15 protein-coding genes and 1 tRNA gene are annotated in these 17,467 nt (G+C 55.8%); 4 read left to right on the forward strand and 12 right to left on the reverse strand.

The genetic code is table 11. The features are described 5' to 3' along the window. Nucleotides 1-599: 599 nt before the first annotated feature. From BQ5361_RS02955 to lptB, 8 genes are all read right to left on the reverse strand, one after another. Nucleotides 600-671: transfer RNA gene (locus BQ5361_RS02955), tRNA-Arg, on the reverse strand. An 83-nt stretch (nt 672-754) separates the two neighbouring features. Beyond that, the gene (locus tag BQ5361_RS02960) at nt 755-1,765 is read right to left on the reverse strand and encodes a beta-ketoacyl-ACP synthase III (protein WP_022063172.1); all 1,011 of its coding nucleotides are present in this window, start codon (nt 1,763-1,765) and stop codon (nt 755-757) included. After that, nucleotides 1,765-2,715 (reverse strand): phosphate acyltransferase, encoded by a 951-nt coding sequence (locus BQ5361_RS02965; RefSeq protein ID WP_074021960.1) that lies wholly within the window; start codon nt 2,713-2,715, stop codon nt 1,765-1,767. The genes BQ5361_RS02960 and BQ5361_RS02965 overlap by 1 nt, the downstream gene beginning before the upstream one ends. A gap of 33 nt (nt 2,716-2,748) precedes the next feature. Further along, nucleotides 2,749-2,931 carry a 50S ribosomal protein L32 gene (gene rpmF, locus BQ5361_RS10275; RefSeq protein WP_022063174.1) on the reverse strand — a complete coding sequence of 61 codons (183 nt, stop codon included), beginning with the start codon at nt 2,929-2,931 and terminating at the stop codon, nt 2,749-2,751. A gap of 32 nt (nt 2,932-2,963) precedes the next feature. After that, nucleotides 2,964-3,545: a YceD family protein gene (locus BQ5361_RS02970; RefSeq protein WP_257526101.1), complete on the reverse strand. Its 582-nt coding sequence runs from the start codon at nt 3,543-3,545 to the stop codon at nt 2,964-2,966. Between the two features lie 252 nt (nt 3,546-3,797). Next, the gene (locus tag BQ5361_RS02975; protein ID WP_035471840.1) at nt 3,798-4,793 is read right to left on the reverse strand and encodes a chorismate synthase; all 996 of its coding nucleotides are present in this window, start codon (nt 4,791-4,793) and stop codon (nt 3,798-3,800) included. Beyond that, on the reverse strand, nt 4,790-6,037 hold the full coding sequence (gene aroA / locus BQ5361_RS02980) for a 3-phosphoshikimate 1-carboxyvinyltransferase (protein ID WP_035471842.1): 1,248 nt from the start codon (nt 6,035-6,037) through the stop codon (nt 4,790-4,792). The genes BQ5361_RS02975 and aroA overlap by 4 nt, the downstream gene beginning before the upstream one ends. Before the next feature lie 63 nt (nt 6,038-6,100). Further along, the gene (gene lptB / locus BQ5361_RS02985; protein ID WP_022063178.1) at nt 6,101-6,835 is read right to left on the reverse strand and encodes an LPS export ABC transporter ATP-binding protein; all 735 of its coding nucleotides are present in this window, start codon (nt 6,833-6,835) and stop codon (nt 6,101-6,103) included. 250 nt (nt 6,836-7,085) lie between these two features. On the opposite strand from lptB, the gene recQ reads away from it, so the two are divergent. The 3 genes from recQ to rsmA all read left to right on the forward strand — a co-directional run bounded on the left by recQ (nt 7,086) and on the right by rsmA (nt 12,145). Further along, nucleotides 7,086-9,278 (forward strand): DNA helicase RecQ, encoded by a 2,193-nt coding sequence (gene recQ / locus BQ5361_RS02990; protein WP_022063179.1) that lies wholly within the window; start codon nt 7,086-7,088, stop codon nt 9,276-9,278. A gap of 572 nt (nt 9,279-9,850) precedes the next feature. Further along, nucleotides 9,851-11,227 (forward strand): tryptophanase TnaA, encoded by a 1,377-nt coding sequence (locus tag BQ5361_RS02995; protein ID WP_022062747.1) that lies wholly within the window; start codon nt 9,851-9,853, stop codon nt 11,225-11,227. 138 nt (nt 11,228-11,365) lie between these two features. Further along, nucleotides 11,366-12,145: a 16S rRNA (adenine(1518)-N(6)/adenine(1519)-N(6))-dimethyltransferase RsmA gene (rsmA, locus tag BQ5361_RS03000; protein WP_035471844.1), complete on the forward strand. Its 780-nt coding sequence runs from the start codon at nt 11,366-11,368 to the stop codon at nt 12,143-12,145. Nucleotides 12,146-12,321: 176 nt separating this feature from the next. Here the strand turns inward: rsmA and BQ5361_RS03005 are convergent, their stop codons facing one another. The 4 genes from BQ5361_RS03005 to BQ5361_RS03020 form a co-directional block, all read right to left on the reverse strand. Continuing rightward, on the reverse strand, nt 12,322-12,705 hold the full coding sequence (locus BQ5361_RS03005) for an MmcQ/YjbR family DNA-binding protein (protein ID WP_035471846.1): 384 nt from the start codon (nt 12,703-12,705) through the stop codon (nt 12,322-12,324). Nucleotides 12,706-13,052: 347 nt separating this feature from the next. Next, entirely contained in the window at nt 13,053-14,282 is a 1,230-nt protein-coding gene (locus BQ5361_RS03010; RefSeq protein ID WP_035471849.1) for a hypothetical protein, read from the reverse strand. A 523-nt stretch (nt 14,283-14,805) separates the two neighbouring features. Next, complete coding sequence (locus BQ5361_RS03015) at nt 14,806-15,006, reverse strand: cold-shock protein (RefSeq protein WP_022062751.1); 201 nt, start codon at nt 15,004-15,006, stop codon at nt 14,806-14,808. An 80-nt stretch (nt 15,007-15,086) separates the two neighbouring features. Then, nucleotides 15,087-15,305 (reverse strand): hypothetical protein, encoded by a 219-nt coding sequence (locus BQ5361_RS03020; RefSeq protein WP_035471851.1) that lies wholly within the window; start codon nt 15,303-15,305, stop codon nt 15,087-15,089. Nucleotides 15,306-15,512: 207 nt separating this feature from the next. Between BQ5361_RS03020 and BQ5361_RS03025 the strand changes: the two genes are divergently transcribed. Beyond that, a complete protein-coding gene (locus BQ5361_RS03025; protein WP_035471853.1) occupies nt 15,513-17,441 on the forward strand; it encodes a TonB-dependent receptor in 1,929 nt (642 codons plus the stop codon). Nucleotides 17,442-17,467 lie beyond the last annotated feature (26 nt).

Raw genomic sequence — 17,467 nt, forward strand, 5'->3', positions numbered from 1 at the left:
TTTAGCACCGGTTCCCCGACGGGGCGTTGCCTTCCGGAGAAGGAAAGTTTTCGCAGTGTTCCTGTCGGTCGACCGGACCGGAAGAGTAGGGTAGGAAATTCGGCCGCCTGTGCTGCAGGACGGGGAACGAAGCCATGTGCCGTGTCGGGCGTGGAGCGCTCTGTTACTGCACGAAGTCCGGGCAGCAGGATGGATTTGCAGTCTGTGCCGATAGCCGCCGCTTCTCTTCGATTGCCGGAACCGTCCGCGTGCCCGTTGCCTTGCAGGGGCGGAGAACTTATGAGGCGGCAGGCTGCCGTGCGGTCAGCGGGGAAGAGACGGGCCGATATGCGTGAAGTTGCCTTTTCGACGCGCAGAGAGGGGGGCGTTGACGCACCCCGGAGAAGCGGTACATTCCATTATGACAGAGTGGCATCCGAACCGGGCATGGCCGCATTGTCGGTCGTGAAGAGGGCTGTCCCGCATCGGATGGAATACGGTACCGGCATCTGGAAGCGGTTACTGAAAGACCAGAGGGATAAATATTATTACTTACCCCTCTGATAGATGGCTATACATTTAACCGTAGCTTGCGTACAAGTATTGCGAATGCAATTTCGTAGTCCCACCAGGAATCGAACCTGGATTTACAGTTTAGGAAACTGTCGTTCTATCCGTTGAACTATGGAACCGTTGTATCTCTCCGGGCCTTCCCTGCCGTCCGGCGGGAAAGGGCACTGCAAAGATAGTGTTTTTTAGTTATCCGCCAACACGTTTATTTGGAGAAATCCCCGCCGTCGTAGGCCCATTTCAGGTATATCGACCCCCACGTGAATCCGCCTCCGAACGAGGCAAGAATCAGGTTGTCTCCCTTTGCGAGTCTGCTTTCGTAGTCCCACAGGCAGAGCGGTATGGTCGCAGCGGTCGTGTTGCCGTACTTTTCGATGATGAGCATGCATTTCTCCCGCGGCAATCCTATCCGTTTGGCTACGGCATCAATGATACGGAGGTTGGCCTGGTGCGGCACGAGATACCGTATGTCCTTTGCCATGAGATTGTTTCGTCTCATTATCTCTACCGTGACATCGGACATGTTGGTGACTGCCGCCTTGAATACGCTCTGCCCGTCCTGATGGGCATAGTGCCAGCGGTTGCGCACGGTCTCTTCTGTGGCAGGATAGGCCGAGCCGCCCGCTTTCATGTAGAGATGCTTGCCCCCGTTGCCGTCGCTTCGGGTGATGGAGTCGATGAGGCCGTATCCTTCTGTGTTGGGTTCAAGGAGTACTGCCGCTGCACCGTCGCCGAAAAGGGGCAGGGTAGCCCGGTCGGTCGGGTCGATTATCGAGGACATCTTGTCTCCGCCCACCACGATGACTTTCTTGTTTCGGCCCGTTTCGATATATTGGGCTGCCGTGACGAGGGCAAAGATAAATCCGCTGCAGGCTGCGAGAATATCGAAACCGAAGGCGTTCTTGAGCCCGCATTTGGCAGCCGTCAGGTTGGCTGTCGAGGGGAAGAACATGTCCGGCGTGACCGTAGCGCATATTATCATGTCGATATCGAGCGGGTCGGTGTTGGTCTTTTCCAACAGGTCGTTCACCGCCTTCTCGGTCATGTACGACGTTCCGAGCCCTTCTCCCTTCAGGATTCGCCGGGTCTTGATGCCGACCCTTGTCATTATCCATTCGTCGGAGGTGTCTACCATCTTGCTGAGCTCGAAGTTGTCGAGTATATATTCGGGAAGGTAGGCTCCGACTCCTGTGATTGCAGCAGTAATTTTCTTCATCAGAAATTACGAAATGTGTCCTGTAACTTATTAACGAGTCCGCTTTTAACCGTTTTCTCGGTCTGGCGGACCATGTTCTGTATGGCCAAAGCCGACGAACGGCCGTGACCTATCAGAACAACCGCATTGATACCCAGTACGGCAGTACCTCCGACGAATTCATAGTTGAGCTTGTCGATATAGTCGTCGTTGATGCCGCGCATGCGGGCCAGTTCATAGAAGCCTTCGGTCTGTTTCAGTATCGTGTTGCCTACGAAACCGTCGCATACCACCACGTCCGCCTTGCGGCCGGTGAAGATTTCGTTGGCTTCGATGTTGCCCACGAAGTTGTAACAGCCGTTGTCGGCCATCAGTTCGTAGGCCGCCTTGGTAGTGAGGTTCCCCTTTTCGCTCTCTTCGCCGATATTGAGCAGAGCCACTCTCGGATTGGCTTTCGCCAGGACGGCTTCGGCATATGCACTGCCTATCAGTCCGTACTGGTCGAGTACGTCGGGTTTGCAGTCCACGTTCAATCCCACATCCAGCAGCAGGAAACTCCCGCCGTCGAGTGTGGATATGAGCGCCGAGATGGCCGGACGGATGACGCCGCGTATCGTTTCGGCGGAATACATCGCCCCCACGAGCATCGCCCCCGTGGCACCCGCACTTGCGAAACCGTCTATTTTTCCCTCTTTCAGGTATTTGTAGCCAACCCGGATGCTGGAATCGGTCTTCTGGTTGTAGGCTTTGGCCGGATGGTCGTCCATGGTGATAACTTCGGTGGTGTGGACGATATCGAAAGTGTCGGACGGAGCGCCGTGCTCTTCCATCACTCTCCTTATTTCTCCTTCATCGCCGAAAAGAACCAGCCTGCTGTCGCTGTCGATATGCCGGAGGGCCATAAGCGCTCCTTCCACGACAACGTGGGGCGCATAATCGCCCCCCATTGCATCAATACCGATTTTCAACATGGGAATGACCGTTGAACAGATGCCGCAGGCGTGTTATTCCGCCTTTTTCTCGATGGCGAGTTTGCCGCGATAGAAACCGCATTCGGGACAAACCCTGTGGTACTGTACCGCTGCACCGCAGTTGGAGCATACCGCAACCGTCGGGGTTGCTGCCGTATAGTGGGTTCTTCTCTTATCGCGCCTCGTCGAGGATACTTTGTGTTTAGGATGTGCCATTTTATGTAATTTATATTTGGTTGCTTAATGTTTTATTCTTTGTCTTCTCCTTTTTCAAGTTCCTGCATGAGCTGCTGCAGTTTGCCGCCTTCGTCGGTATCGGCCAGGCTGTGCTGTTCCGTCTCCAAAGCGTCGAACTCCGCCTGACTGATTATCCTGAAACGGGCAAGCATCTCCTTGTCGCAAAGCGGCTCTCCGTCGGGACCGGTGCCGTGCACTTTCCGGTAGGGCAGGCTCAATACGATGCTTTCATATATATATTGTGCCAGCGGTACCTTCTCCTCCGCCGGATTCAGCCACATGACCTCCCCGTCGTAATCCTCCGTCTCGTCGGAGAACTTGACCGTCAAGTCGCCTGTATAATTCACCGGCAGTCGGAGGTCGCCCAGGCATCTGTCACACTCCACGGTGACCTCGCCTTCGATGGTGACGTGCAACAAGAGCATCGCGGCGGATTTCTCCATGCGGACTTCCGCCTTCATTCGGCCGCCCTGAATGCCCGAGTCTCCGAACTCGCCGAAAAAACGGTCGTCGATTTCGAAATCGAAATCATGGCATCCGTTCGAAAGCCCTTTCCATGGGATATCGTATGCGTCGAGCAGCTTCATTTCCATTATCAGCCCGCAAATTTATACAAATATAATTGAAATGCAAAGTATTCTCCGATTCTTTGGAAGAGGGTTTTCGTTTGTCAGCTCCTGCGGCCAATGAGTGGAATACGGATTGTGTGTTGCAGTATGGTAGATGTATTTGGTTGGTATTGCTATATTTGTGAAATAGGGTCTGTTGGTGCGAAGCTCGGATAGATACGGTATCCAACCGGAGGAATATCCGGCGTTACCCGGTGTGTCTCCTCGCGGCTCCTGTCAGACGGCTGCATTTCCCGCCCTCAGGGCGAGGTCGGCGAGCGCAATGGCGAGGGCGGCTTCCGCAGCTACGGCTCCGCGCAGTGCGATGCAGACGTCGTGCCGGCCCGGAATGACCAGCGGGGTGGGGTGTCCTGCCGTGAAATCGAAGGTCTCCTGCGGCTGTGCGATGCTCGGGGCCGGCTTGAACCCGACTCTCAGGACGATTTCATTTCCGTTGGCGAGGCCTCCGTTTATCCCTCCGTCGTTGTTGGTTGCGGTCGTGCCATGACGGTCCGCGATAAGGTCGTTGTTGTGGCTCCCCCGGCTGCGGGCAGCGGCGAATCCGGCTCCGAACTCTATTCCCTTGACACCCGGTATGGAAAAAATCAGGTGAGCAGCGGTACTTTCTATCGAATCGAAGAAAGGTTCACCCGTTCCGGCGGCGATGCCCTGTGCCCGGATTTCGACGACTCCGCCGGCCGTATCGCCGGCCAGGCGCAGGTCGTTCAGGATTCGTTCGAAACTGCTGCTGTCGGTCATGCCGTCGATTTCGGTGAGCCGTGTGGAGAACCGGACACCGGGGAGCAGCTTTTTGGCTGCGGCTCCGGCTGCGACCAATGCGACGGTCATCCGGCCGGAGAACATGCCTCCGCCTCCGGGATGATTGAAGCCGCCGTATTTGCGGAAAGCGACGAGGTCGGCATGTGACGGACGGGGATGACGGACGAAGGCGGCATAATCGTGCGGTCTCGTGTTTGCATTCCGGAACAGGATGGTCAGCGGGGTGCCGTCCGTGTGTCCGTTGTAGATGCCCGATACGATTTCCGGCAGGTCGGGTTCGCGCCGGGGCGTAGTGCCTGCCGTCCCCGTACTGCGGCGGCGTGCGAGGTCGGGAGCGAGGTCCTGCTCCGAGAAGGGAATGCCGGCAGGCATTCCGTCTATCGTGACGCCTATCGCGGGGCCGTGCGACTCTCCGAAAAGGGTTATTCTGAAACTGTGCCCGAAACTGTTCATGCTTTTGTTCGTATGATGGAATCGAGGTCGTCCCAGAACCGCGGGTAAGATTTGGTGACTGCCTGTGCGTTGGTGATTGTGACGGGACCCGATGCGGCGAGGGCGGCTATGGCCGCTGCCATGGCTATCCGGTGGTCGTTGCAGCTGTCTATGGTTCCACCCGACAGGCTGCCGCCCCGTACCGTCATGACATCGTCTTCCAGTGCGACGTCCATGCCGAGTTTCGTGTATTCGGAGACGATTGCCTCGGCCCGGTTGCTCTCCTTGTAGACCAGCCGGTTCACGCCCCGGATATGCGTTGTTCCTTCGCAGTTGGCGCCGAGGACTGCCAGAATAGGGAAGAGGTCGGGCCGTTGCGTGGCGTCGAAGTCGAAACCGGTCAGTTCCCGTTTGCGTACTGTTATCTCGTCCGGTGTGGTGATGATGACCGCTCCCGCTTTGGTAAGCGCCTGGATGATGGCCAGGTCGGCCTGGAGCGAGAGCGTGTTCATCCGTTTGGCCGTGACTTCGCCTGCTATCGCCCCCGCTACGAGCATGAAGGCAGCGCTGCTCCAGTCGCCTTCGATGTGGAGTTTTGCAGGGTGGTAATGCTGGCCTCCGGGAATGAAGAACTCCCGGAAGCCGTTGTGTTCCATCCGTATCCTGAATTTCGAGGCGAGGTCTACGGTGACGGCAAGGTAGGGCAGGCTGTTGGGCTGTTCCACATGGAGGATGGTATCGCCCTCCGCAAGGGGCAGCGACATGAGTAGCCCGGTGAGGAACTGCGAACTGACGTAGGCCTCGACATCGGTTTCACCGCCCCTGAGCGGTCCCTGCACCGTAATGGGAAGGTAACCGTTGGACCTGACCTGTACGCCGAGGTTCCGTAGCGGGTCTATCATCATGCCTATCGGCCTGCGGAGCATGGTGCCTGTGCCGGTGATGGTCATGCGCCTGTCGCAGAGGGCTGCGATGGGGGTGAAGAGCCGCGTGGCGAGCCCCGATTCGCCCGTATTGATGGTGTCGGTTATGGGAGCGAGCCCCCCTCTGATGACATATTCCGTAGGGCCGGTCTGCCGGACGGAAGCGCCCAGTCCCGTGATGACGTTCATGGCGTAGCGCGTATCGTCGCAGAGCTCGATGTTGCTGAGCGTCGTCTCTCCGTCGGAGAGGAGTGCCGCGGCCAGCGCGCGCTGGGCGTAGCTTTTGGAGCACGGCGGTCTGACCTCTCCCGAAACCTGCGACGGATGAATAGTCTTCTCCATAAAAGTATTTCAGAAAAGCGACGGTCCGGAGAACCGTCGGCTGGTGGATATCCGCAGAGATGTTTATCTGAGTTTGAAGTCCTGCCCGAGATAGACCTTGCGCACCTGTTCATCGTTCGCCAGGTCTTCGGCCGTACCGGTCTTCAGGACGCGCCCTTCGAAAAGCAGGTAGGTGCGGTCGGTAATGGAGAGCGTTTCGTGTACGTTGTGGTCGGTGATGATGACGCCGATGTTCTTGTCCTTGAGCGTCCGCACGATGCTTTGGATATCTTCCACGGCGATGGGGTCCACGCCCGCGAAAGGTTCGTCGAGCAGGATGAACTTGGGATTGATGGCCACTGCCCGTGCTATTTCGGTACGGCGCCGTTCACCGCCCGACAGTTGGATACCCTTGCTTTTGCGTACTTTCTGCAGGCTGAACTCCTCGATGAGGTTTTCCACCCGTTCGCGCTGATACTCCTTGGAGTAGTCGGTCATTTCGAGTACCGACCGGATGTTGTCCTCGACGCTGAGGTGGCGGAAGACCGATGCCTCCTGTGCGAGGTAGCCTACACCCATTTGTGCGCGCTTGTACACCGGCAGTTTGGTTATCTCTTCCGTCCGCTCTTCGCCTTCGAGGAATATTTGTCCGTCGTTGGGCTTGATGAGCCCTACTATCATGTAGAAGGTAGTGGTCTTTCCGGCACCGTTCGGGCCCAGCAGACCGACTATCTCCCCCTGATTGACGTCGATGGACACCTGATTGACGACGGTGCGCGTCTTATATTTTTTGACGAGTCCGGTGGTGTAAAGCCTCATTTTTTTAAAAAACTTTTCTACAAAGTTAGTCAAATATTAGAAAAAGTTCTATCTTTATGTTGCGAAAGAATGTTGGGGATAATCGTCAGGTCATTTCGTGCGTTTTATATCGTAACGTCTTTCGGGGTGTTTTATTCCTGGGGGACGCATGATTTCGGCATTTTAGCTTGCATGGAAGCCGTTTCGGCTCGTCGTGCGGGGACGGTTACCCTGCGCCGGGAATATAGGGAAGAAGAAAGAAGAGAGGAAGATGGACAATTTGCATGACATGCTGCACCAAAAACTGAAGGAGTATTTCGGTTTTGCTGCGTTTAAGGGAAATCAGGAAGCGGTCATACGCAACGTACTTGCGGGCCGGGATACTTTCGTGCTGATGCCTACGGGCGGAGGCAAAAGCCTTTGCTATCAGCTGCCTGCCCTCCTCATGGAGGGGGTGGCGATAGTGATTTCCCCGCTTATCGCCCTTATGAAGAATCAGGTGGATGCCATGCGCACTTTCAGCCAGCACGAGGGTATCGCCCATTTCCTCAACTCCTCCCTCAATAAATCGGCCATCAATCAGGTGCGGGAGGATGTGTTGGCCGGCAAGACCAAACTGCTCTATTTCGCTCCCGAATCGCTGACGAAGGAGGAGAATATCTCTTTTCTGAGGAAGATAAAGATTTCGTTCTACGCCATCGACGAGGCGCACTGCATTTCGGAGTGGGGGCATGATTTCCGTCCGGAGTACCGACGCATCCGTCCTATCATGAACGACATCGGCCGTGCACCGCTGATTGCCCTTACCGCGACGGCCACGCCGAAGGTGCAGCTCGATATTCAGAAGAACCTCGGAATGCTCGATGCGGCGGTGTTCAAATCGTCATTCAACCGTCCCAATCTGTTTTACGAGATACGTCCGAAAATCGACGTCGCCCGCGAAATTATCAAGTATATCAAACAGAACGAAGGGAAGTCGGGCATCATCTACTGTCTCAGCCGCAAGAAGGTCGAGGAGCTGGCCGAACTGCTCGTCGCCAACGGCATCAAGGCCCTGCCGTACCATGCGGGAATGGATGCCGCCACACGGGCGCGGAATCAGGATGCCTTCCTGATGGAGGAGGCCGATGTCATCGTGGCGACGATAGCTTTCGGTATGGGTATCGACAAACCCGACGTCCGTTTCGTCATCCATTACGATATTCCCAAGAGCCTGGAGGGGTATTACCAGGAGACGGGGCGTGCGGGCCGCGACGGAGGCGAGGGCCGCTGCATCACCTTTTACAGCTACAAGGATATTCAGAAGCTCGAAAAGTTCATGCAGGGCAAGCCGATAGCCGAGCAGGAGATAGGCAAGCTGCTGCTGATGGAGACCGTGTCGTATGCCGAAAGTTCCATGTGCCGCCGCAAGACGCTGCTGCACTACTTCGGCGAGGAGTACGGAGAGGATAACTGCGGAAGCTGCGACAATTGCGTGAATCCGCGGCCCAAGGTGAAGGCACGCGAAGAGACGCTGGTGATGCTGGAGGCGCTCAAGGCGATAGGCCCCAAGTTCAAGATGGACTATCTCGTGAACGTCCTCGTAGGCCGGACGACCGCCATGATAAAGTCGTACGGACACAACGAGAGCGAATGGTTCGGGGCCGGGTCCAATCACGACGACCGCTTCTGGGGGGCTGTGATACGGCAGGCGCTCATCCTCGGTCTGGTGGACAAGAATATCGAGAATTACGGTCTGCTGTCGGTGAACGATGCGGGTGAGAAGTACCTCGAAAAGCCTTACGATATCTATATCACCCTCGACCACGATTACGACGGGGAAGAGGGCGAGGATGCAGCTGCACCCGCCGGCGGGCGCGGCGAAGGGGTGGCCGACGCCGAACTTTTCGCCATGCTCAAGGATTTGCGCAAGAAGGTGGCCAAGCAGCACGGACTGCCGCCTTTCGTCGTATTCCAAGACCCTTCGTTGGAGGATATGTCGATACAGTATCCGGTGACCATCGAGGAGATGCAGAACATCACGGGGGTCGGAGCCGGCAAGGCACGGAAGTTCGGGGCCGAGTTCGTGAAACTGATTAAACGGTATGTCGAGGAGAAGGATATTGTCCGGCCGCAGGACATGGTGGTCAAGAGCGTGGTCAACAAGAGCGGGAACAAGGTCTTCGTCATCCAGAGCATCGACCGCAAGATGGATTTCGAGGATATCGCCCGGGCCCGCGACCTCGATTTCGACGAGTTGCTGACGGAGATAGAGGCTATTGTCAATTCCGGTACGAAGCTCAATATCAACTACTACATCGAGCAGACGATAGACGAAGACAAAGCTGAAGAGATATACCTGTATTTTAAGGAGGATGCCGAGAGCGACAGTGTGGACGAGGCCATCCGGGAACTCGGGTCGGATTTTACGGAAGAGGAAGTTCGCCTCGTGCGCATCAAATTCATCTGCGAACAGGGGAACTGAGCCGGTTCGTTTCCGGTCGTGTCTTCTCTTTATTGTTAATTGGATATGTAACTGTCGGGGTTGCCGCTTAGCGGCAACCCCGACGGTTACAGTATGTGATATCGGAAGAGGATGTTGTGTATTTCCTGTGGGCCATAAGTGTAATTTGAGAACAACCATGGATATATTATGTTGTTCCTGGCAACGGTCGTTTGGATTTGCTTACGTGCATGTGGGCGGGGCCGTTTATATTGCCGGAAGAGGTGATGGGAATATTTTAGTGGGCGAATGGTGGGTGTTTCAGCCAACGGTCTTTGCGGTATCGAGGCCCTCCGTCAGGGGGCCTCGTGTTGTTATATGTTCGGAGCTGTTTCCTTAATAACACAAACAATTCCGTTTTTCAACGCATCGAAATGGTTGCATTCCGTTTTTGAACACACAGTATAAAGTATGATAGGCCAAAGTGTTACGTGGAAATTATTTTTTCGGGGACACTTGCACGAATAAGAAAAATTTTTCAAATTTGTGCTGGCGCATTAAAATTTTATCACGCAAAAGATACGCAAACTTACATAAACTTAAAAAGTACAGCTATGGAATTACCATTTGCAGAATCGTGGAAAATCAAGATGGTTGAACCCATCCGCAAAAGTACCCGCGCAGAGCGCGAGCAGTGGATTAAAGAGGCGAACTACAACGTGTTCCAGCTCAAGGCCGACCAGGTTTATATCGACGGTCTGACCGACTCCGGTACGGGCGCCATGAGCGACCGCCAGTGGGCTGCGCTGATGATGGGCGACGAATCCTATGCCGGTGCACGTTCTTTCTATGAACTGAAGGATACCATTACCCGCATTACGGGCTTCGAGTATGTCATTCCGACACACCAGGGCCGTGCAGCCGAGAACGTGCTCTTCTCCGCACTCGTGAAAGAGGGCGATGTAGTACCCGGCAACTCCCACTTCGACACGACCAAAGGTCATATCGAAAGCCGCCGTGCCATGGCTTTGGACTGCACGGTGGACGAGGCCAAGAATACGCAGCTCGAGGTTCCCTTCAAGGGCAACGTAGACCCGAAGAAGCTGGAAAAGGCGCTGGAAGAGTATCATGACAAGGTGCCTTTCATCATCGTTACGATAACCAACAACACCGCAGGAGGTCAGCCCGTTTCGATGCAGAACCTTCGCGAAGTCCGCGCTATCGCCGACAAATACAACAAGCGTGTCCTCTTCGACTCCGCCCGTTTCGCCGAGAACGCATACTTCATCAAGACCCGCGAGGAGGGTTATGCCGACAAGACCATCAAGGAAATTTGCCGCGAAATGTTTGCCCTCGCCGACGGAATGACCATGTCGGCCAAAAAAGACGGCCTCGTGAACATGGGCGGTTTCATCGCTACGCGCTGGGAAGACTGGTATGAGGCTGCGAAGAAATTCTGCATTCCCTTTGAAGGTTATCTTACCTACGGCGGTATGAACGGCCGCGACATGGCCGCGCTTGCAGTAGGTCTCGACGAGAATACCGAGTTCGACAACCTCGATACCCGTATCCGTCAGGTACAGTATCTCGCGTCGCTGCTCGATGAGTACGGTATTCCTTATCAGCGTCCCGTAGGCGGTCACGCTATCTTCGTCGATGCCTCCAAGGTGCTCACGAAGATTCCGAAGGAGGAGTTCCCCGCACAGACACTGACCATCGAGCTTTACAAGGAAGCCGGTATCCGTGGCTGCGAGATAGGCTATATTCTGGCCGACCGCGACCCCATCACGCGCGAGAACCGTTTCGGCGGCAACGACTTCGTCCGCATCTGCGTGGCACGCCGCGTCTATACGGACAACCACATGAAGGTGATTGCCGCTGCGCTGAAGAACGTGTACGACCGCCGCGACGAGATTACCCACGGTGTCGAAATCGTATGGGAGGCTCCGCTGATGCGTCACTTCACCGTAAAACTCAAACCGATAGAGTAGTTCGTTGCGAACAATCCTTCGTCATGGGGAGAGGCGTATCGGTGCGCCTCTCCCTTTTTCGTCTCGTCCCGGCAGGGTACGGGTTGCGTATGACCGGCGGAATGAGTAGCTTTGCCCCTCGGAAGTTGCAGAGAGATTATGCAGGAAGTAAGGGCGAAGAAGGCGTTGGGGCAGCATTTCCTGACGGACGAAAACATAGCGCGCAGGATAGCCGGAGCGCTCTCCGGAGGAGGCGATGTACTGGAGGTGGGGTGCGGAACGGGAATGCTGACGCAGTTTCTGCTGGAGCGTACCGATATTACGCTCTACGGCGCCGAAGTGGACGGTGAAAGCATCGGCTTTCTGCACAGCCGGTTTCCTGATTTCGCTCCCCGGCTTTATGACGGGGATTTTCTGCGGATGCCCCTGCGGGAGATGTTTCCCGGCGGGGTGAAGGTCATCGGCAATTTTCCCTATAATATTTCGTCGCAAATATTCTTCAAGATACTCGAAAACCGTGACCTGGTGCCCGAAAGCGTGGGCATGGTACAGAAAGAGGTGGCCGTTCGACTGGCGGAGCCGCCCGGCAGCCGCGATTACGGCATCCTGAGCGTGTTGCTGCAGGCGTGGTATGATATTGAGTACCTTTTCACGGTGCACGAGCATGTTTTCAATCCTCCTCCCAAGGTCAAGAGTGCGGTCATCCGCCTGCGCCGCAACGGAACCCGGGCGCTCGGATGCGATGAGGCGCTGTTCGTCCGGGTAGTGAAGGCGGCCTTCTCGCAGCGGCGCAAGATGCTGAAAAATCCCCTGAAAGCCGTATTCGGCGATTTTGGGGGAGCGGAACATCCGTGGTTTACACGCCGTGCCGAAACGCTTTCCGTCGCGGAATTCGTGGAACTTACCCGCTGGGTGGAAGTACACGGAACCGTCCGTTGACTGCGGTGTTGCCGCCTCGGCGTCCTGCGGCAAGATAATCCCTGCCGGTGGGGATGGCCGGTCGGTATTGCGGGCGGGGGGATGTGCCGTCTCCGGTTCGATTCGGGAATGGAGGTCCGCAGACAGGGCCGGGAAATTCCGTCGATGTAGGGGAGGAGGAATGACGGTTGCCGTAGTTATCGGTTCAGTTCGTTTTCCGCTTCGATGAATTGCTTTGTCAGCCGTTCTCTTGGCTGGCGGGGCATGCCGCCGATGACCAGCAGGTAGGAGTCGCGTACCATCTTCCGGATGAAGGCCGCGGGCAGGTCGCCGTCGAGCCGGACGGAGTTCCAGTGTCTCTTGTTCATGTGGTAGGCCGCGTCGATGTCGGGGTACTTTTCCCGCAGGTCGAGTGCGAGCGACGGGTCGCATTTGAGCGCCACGTGGTCGGCATGAATCATGTCCGTCATGGCGAACATCTTGCCGGCAACCTTGTAGACGAGCGTGGTTTCGTCGAAAGGAGTGGTCTCTTCGCTTTCCGGAAAGGAGAGGCAGTAGGTGCGGAGTTCGAGAATATCCATGGTATGTCGTTTCGGTATGGGTAAAGGTACGAAAATTTACCGAACCGGTCTCAGCCGTTTTATCGGCGGCTCGTACCGTAGGATAATATATCGGGGCGGTTGAGGTCGGCGAATCGCTTCTCTTGCGTTGGTCCGTCGGTGGCGGCAGTGTGTCGGTTTCGTTGCTGCGGGCAGGTAAGGTCCGAAACGGGCGGCGTTTGCGGCCCATGGCCGTCGTTTCGTTTTGGGCAGGTCTCGGGCACGGTCGTCGGACTCCGGGTGGCAGACCCGGGATATCCGGTCGAGGCCGTTCATACGGTCCGGTCGGAAAGAGCAGGAGGCCGTTCCGCGGAACGGCCTCCTGCGTGTCAGAAGATGAATTGGAAACCTGCCTGATAACCGATATAGGTCTGTTGCAGTAGCTTCTTTGTGTGACCGGTCCAGAGGTGGGTTTCGGGGAACAGGCCGATATTGTCCGTTCCCTGAGACATCATGTAGTTGAAGCTGACGCCGCCGAACAGGTTATAGTGTTTTCCGATGCGGAAAGAGGGAGCGAAAAGGTAACCGAAATTGAGGACGGGCAGGGACGACGAGGCCCCGATGGTCGTCGCTTTGAATTCGTTGTTCAGCTCGAACCATTTGCAGACCGGGATGTGGATACCGTATCCCGCTTCCGTCGTTATTCCGTTGCCGTCGGCTTTGTGGTTGTAGCCGACGCCCAGTATACCGTAAGTATATTTACCGCCGGAACGGAACGATACGACCGCATTTCCCAGCATGTCGTAAGTCAGGGCGATGCCCTTTTCTCCCTTTTTGATGATATTGATGATACCGATGGGAAAATCGCTCTCTTCGGCCACGTTGACCAGTGCAGCGAACTGGACGCCCGTCACTTCTTCTGCTACATTGACCAACCCGGCGAATTGCACTCCTTTCACATCTTTTGCGGTGTTGAGCAGTCCGGCAAACTGGACTCCTTTTACGTTCCCGGCCGTATTCAGCAGTCCTGCGAATTGTACTCCTTTAAAACGGCCTTTCGTACTGTTGCTCAGCCCGCCGAACATGACGCCCTTGCTGTTGTCGCCCGAATAATTGACAAGTCCGGAGAATTGCATTCCCTTGAAGCCGTCGGCGATGTTGCACATTCCCGTGAACTGGAGTCCTTTAAAATGCCCTTTGGTACTGTTGAACAGTCCGCCGACCATGACACCCCGGCTGTGTTCTCCGGAACGGTTTACCATGCCGGAGAGTTGCATGCCCGTGTAACTCTCCCGTGTGATGTTCGTCAGTCCTGCGAGGACCAGGCCCTTGCCTTCATGGCCGATGTAATTGGAGATACCTGCTATCTGTACACCGGTAGCCCGTTCGGAGATGAGGCTGCACAATCCGGAAACGACCAGATTCTCTTCGTTTCTCGAATTGCCTATCAGCAGGTTGACAGATGCGCCGTTCGTGTATTCGGCGGCCTGTGTACCGTTCGTGCACAGTGGGGGGAACAGGCCGAAACTGAAAGCGGCATAGGGAGCATCGTCTTTTTGGGCAGACGCCTTGCCGCATATCAGGAAAGCGAGCGAAAGGAAGAGTAACGTTTTTTTCATGGTCTTATCGTTTTTGTTCCTATTCGGAATAGTTGTCGCATTACTACCGGGACGGATGGTATGGGGAGGTTGCCGTTTCGGATTTGATGAATCGGCTCGGGTACGGTGTCCGGTTCCGAAGTGGACGGAGCAGGTGGCTTGCGGGAATCGTTGGCATTCGGCAGGAAAGATTCCTGCGGGTATTGTGCATCGTCGAAGTGGATTCGGTCTCTTTTGCCGTCGTTCGGCTTCGGAAGAGAGCGGTAGCCGGTTCGGGCTCGTACACGTTCGACTGAGAAGATTTCATGTGTGTATGGAAACTGTCCCGTTTTGAGAACACAAAAATAAGAAAAAGAGGTTTTCGGAAAAAGAATAATCGTTTCATGGTCTTCAAGGAGCGGACGGCGTGACGGCCCGGCAGGGGACGGAAGGAGCGGCGATATCTGCTTTTTTTGAAAAACGACGGCTCCGCAGATTTCTGCGGAGCCGTGCGGAACTTCGTGTAAAACGGTAAATTACTTATATATATGCTATATAACTAACATTATCCAATTACATTTACGTTGACGGCCTGTTCGCCCCTTTTGCCTTCGCCTACTTCGAATTCGACGTTCTGTCCCTCTTCGAGGCCGCGAAAACCTTGTTTGTTGATTCCGGTGTAGTGAACGAAGATGTCACCGCCGGCTTCAGTGGTGATAAAGCCATAACCTTTGGCAGTATCGAACCATTTGACTGTACCTTTCATTTGAAAATGTTTAAAATAAAAAAATAATACCCTGCAAAGGAATGTAAAAATTTTTGATAAACAAGCTTTTCATCCGTTTTTTATTCCTCCTGCCGGTCGTTTTCTCCTCCGAGCCTCCGGCGCAGGACCTGTTCCGCTATCCGTATCTCGCGGTCGATTCTGCATAATGTCTCGGCATCCATGTAACCCCGTCGCCGGTACAGGGAGGCGATTTCGTCTTGAATTTCCTCCTCCGAAAGTTCTTCATAGAACTCTTCGTCGATGCGGTCGTCCGCACGTTCCGTCTCTTTCTGTTGCATATGCTGTCGTTCTTTGTATGTAAATATAGGCAAAAACGGGGTCCGGCTGCCGGGAGGACAATATTAATTTTACCGTCCTCCCGTAATTTTGGTATGACAAACGGTAATCAGGGTAATTTCTTTTCCGGAAAGGCGGGTAATTTTGTATCGGGTAAAGAGACTGCGGAGTGTCCGGCGTGGGGAAAGACGCATTTCAGAATGATTGGCATGAAAAGATTGATTCCTTTGATAGGTACCTTGTGTCTGCTGTCGCCGATGGCTGCGGGGCAGGAGCCCTTGTCTGTACGGGATTCCCTCGCAGCGGGGGAGACCCATGCAATCGAACGGGTGGTGGTGACCGGAACGCGCAACCGGACGGACATAAGGCATCTGCCGATGACCGTTTCGGTCGTCGGACGGCAGACCGTCGAGCGGGCTAACGAACCTTCGTTGCTGCCCGTATTGACGGAGCAGGTACCGGGGCTGTTCGCTGCCGGCCGCGGCGTGATGGGATACGGCGTGTCGGGCGGCGCTGCCGGCCAGTTGTCGGTACGCGGTATCGGAGGACCTGCACAGGAGGGTGTCCCTACGACGGGTATGCTCGTGCTGATAGACGGTCATCCGCAGTACATGGGGCTGTTCGGTCACCCCGTGTCGGATGCCTGCCAGTCCTTTCTGGCCGAGCGCGTGGAGGTGCTGCGCGGACCGGCCTCCGTGCTGTACGGTTCCAATGCGATGGGGGGCGTTGTCAATATCGTGACGCGCAAGATGGAGGAGGACGGTGTCAGGACGCATGTCGGGGCGGGTTACGGCTCCTATAATACCCTCCAGACGGAGGTGACCAACCGTGTCCGCCGTGGACGGTTTACGAGTATCGTGAGCGGTTCGTATAACCGGACGGACGGCCACCGTCCCGACATGGGGTTCGAGCAGTACGGCGGTTATGCCAAATTCGGATACGAGATTTCGGGAAACTGGAACGTGTGGGCCGATGTGAATGTCACGCATTTCAATGCGTCGAATCCGGGTACCGTCTCCGACCCGCTGCTCGATGCCGACCAGCGGGTGACGCGTGGCATGGCTTCCGTTGCGCTGGCGAACGATTACGGCCGCACTTCCGGTGCCTTGAGTCTCTTTTATAATTGGGGCTGGCACTGGCTGAACGATGGATACCATCCGGCCGAAGGGGAGAGTCCGCTCGACTACCGCTTCAATTCGCGGGACGACATGGCGGGCGTCTCGTGGTACCAGAGCGTGAGCCTGTTCCGGGGAAACCGTCTGACGGTCGGGGTGGACTACTTCCGGTTCGGAGGCGAATCGTGGAACCAGCCGACGGACGGCGGTCCGCGGGAACCGCTCGTGGACAAGACGGAGCACGAGATGGCCGGTTATGTCGATTTCCGCCAGCAGATTGTCCGGTGGCTGACGTTCGATGCGGGAGTGCGTCTCGACCGCCACTCGCATGTGGGAACGGAGTGGGTGCCGCAGGCGGGGTTCTCGTTCAGCTTGCCCCGACACATGGTGCTCAAGGTTTCGGCGGCCAAAGGGTTCCGTTATCCGACGATACGCGAACTCTATATGTTCCGGCCGGCCAACCCTGACCTGAAACCGGAACGGCTGTGGAGCTATGAACTCGCATTCTCGCAGCAGATGCAGGACGGACGCCTGTCGTACGGGGTAAATGTGTTCTATATCGACGGCGGCAATCTGATAATGCGTGTCCCGGTGGACGGACGTCCCATGAATGTCAATACGGGGCGCATCCGGAATGCCGGAGCGGAGGTGCAGGCGGCGTACAGAATCGGAGCGGCATGGACGGTAGATGCCAATTACAGTTACCTGCACATGGAGCAGCCGGTGCTGGCGGCCCCCGAACACAAACTGTATGCCGGGGCTCTCTTCACGCATGGCCGCTGGGACGTATCGACGGGAATCCAGTATGTGGCGGGACTCTATACCGAGGTGAAAGTCGCCGGACAGGGGGAGTACCGGACGGAGAATTTCGTGTTGTGGAACCTGCGAGCTTCGTTCCGTGCGGCGAAGTGGCTTTCGGTTTGGGTACGCGGCGAGAACCTGCTGGCACAGCGGTACGAGATATTGGCCGGTTTCCCGATGCCCCGTGCTACGGTCATGGCCGGTGTGAATATGAATTTCTGACAAGCAACCATTTAAAAGAGACGGAT

This window comes from Tidjanibacter massiliensis, assembly GCF_900104605.1.
Lineage (GTDB): Bacteria > Bacteroidota > Bacteroidia > Bacteroidales > Rikenellaceae > Tidjanibacter > Tidjanibacter inops.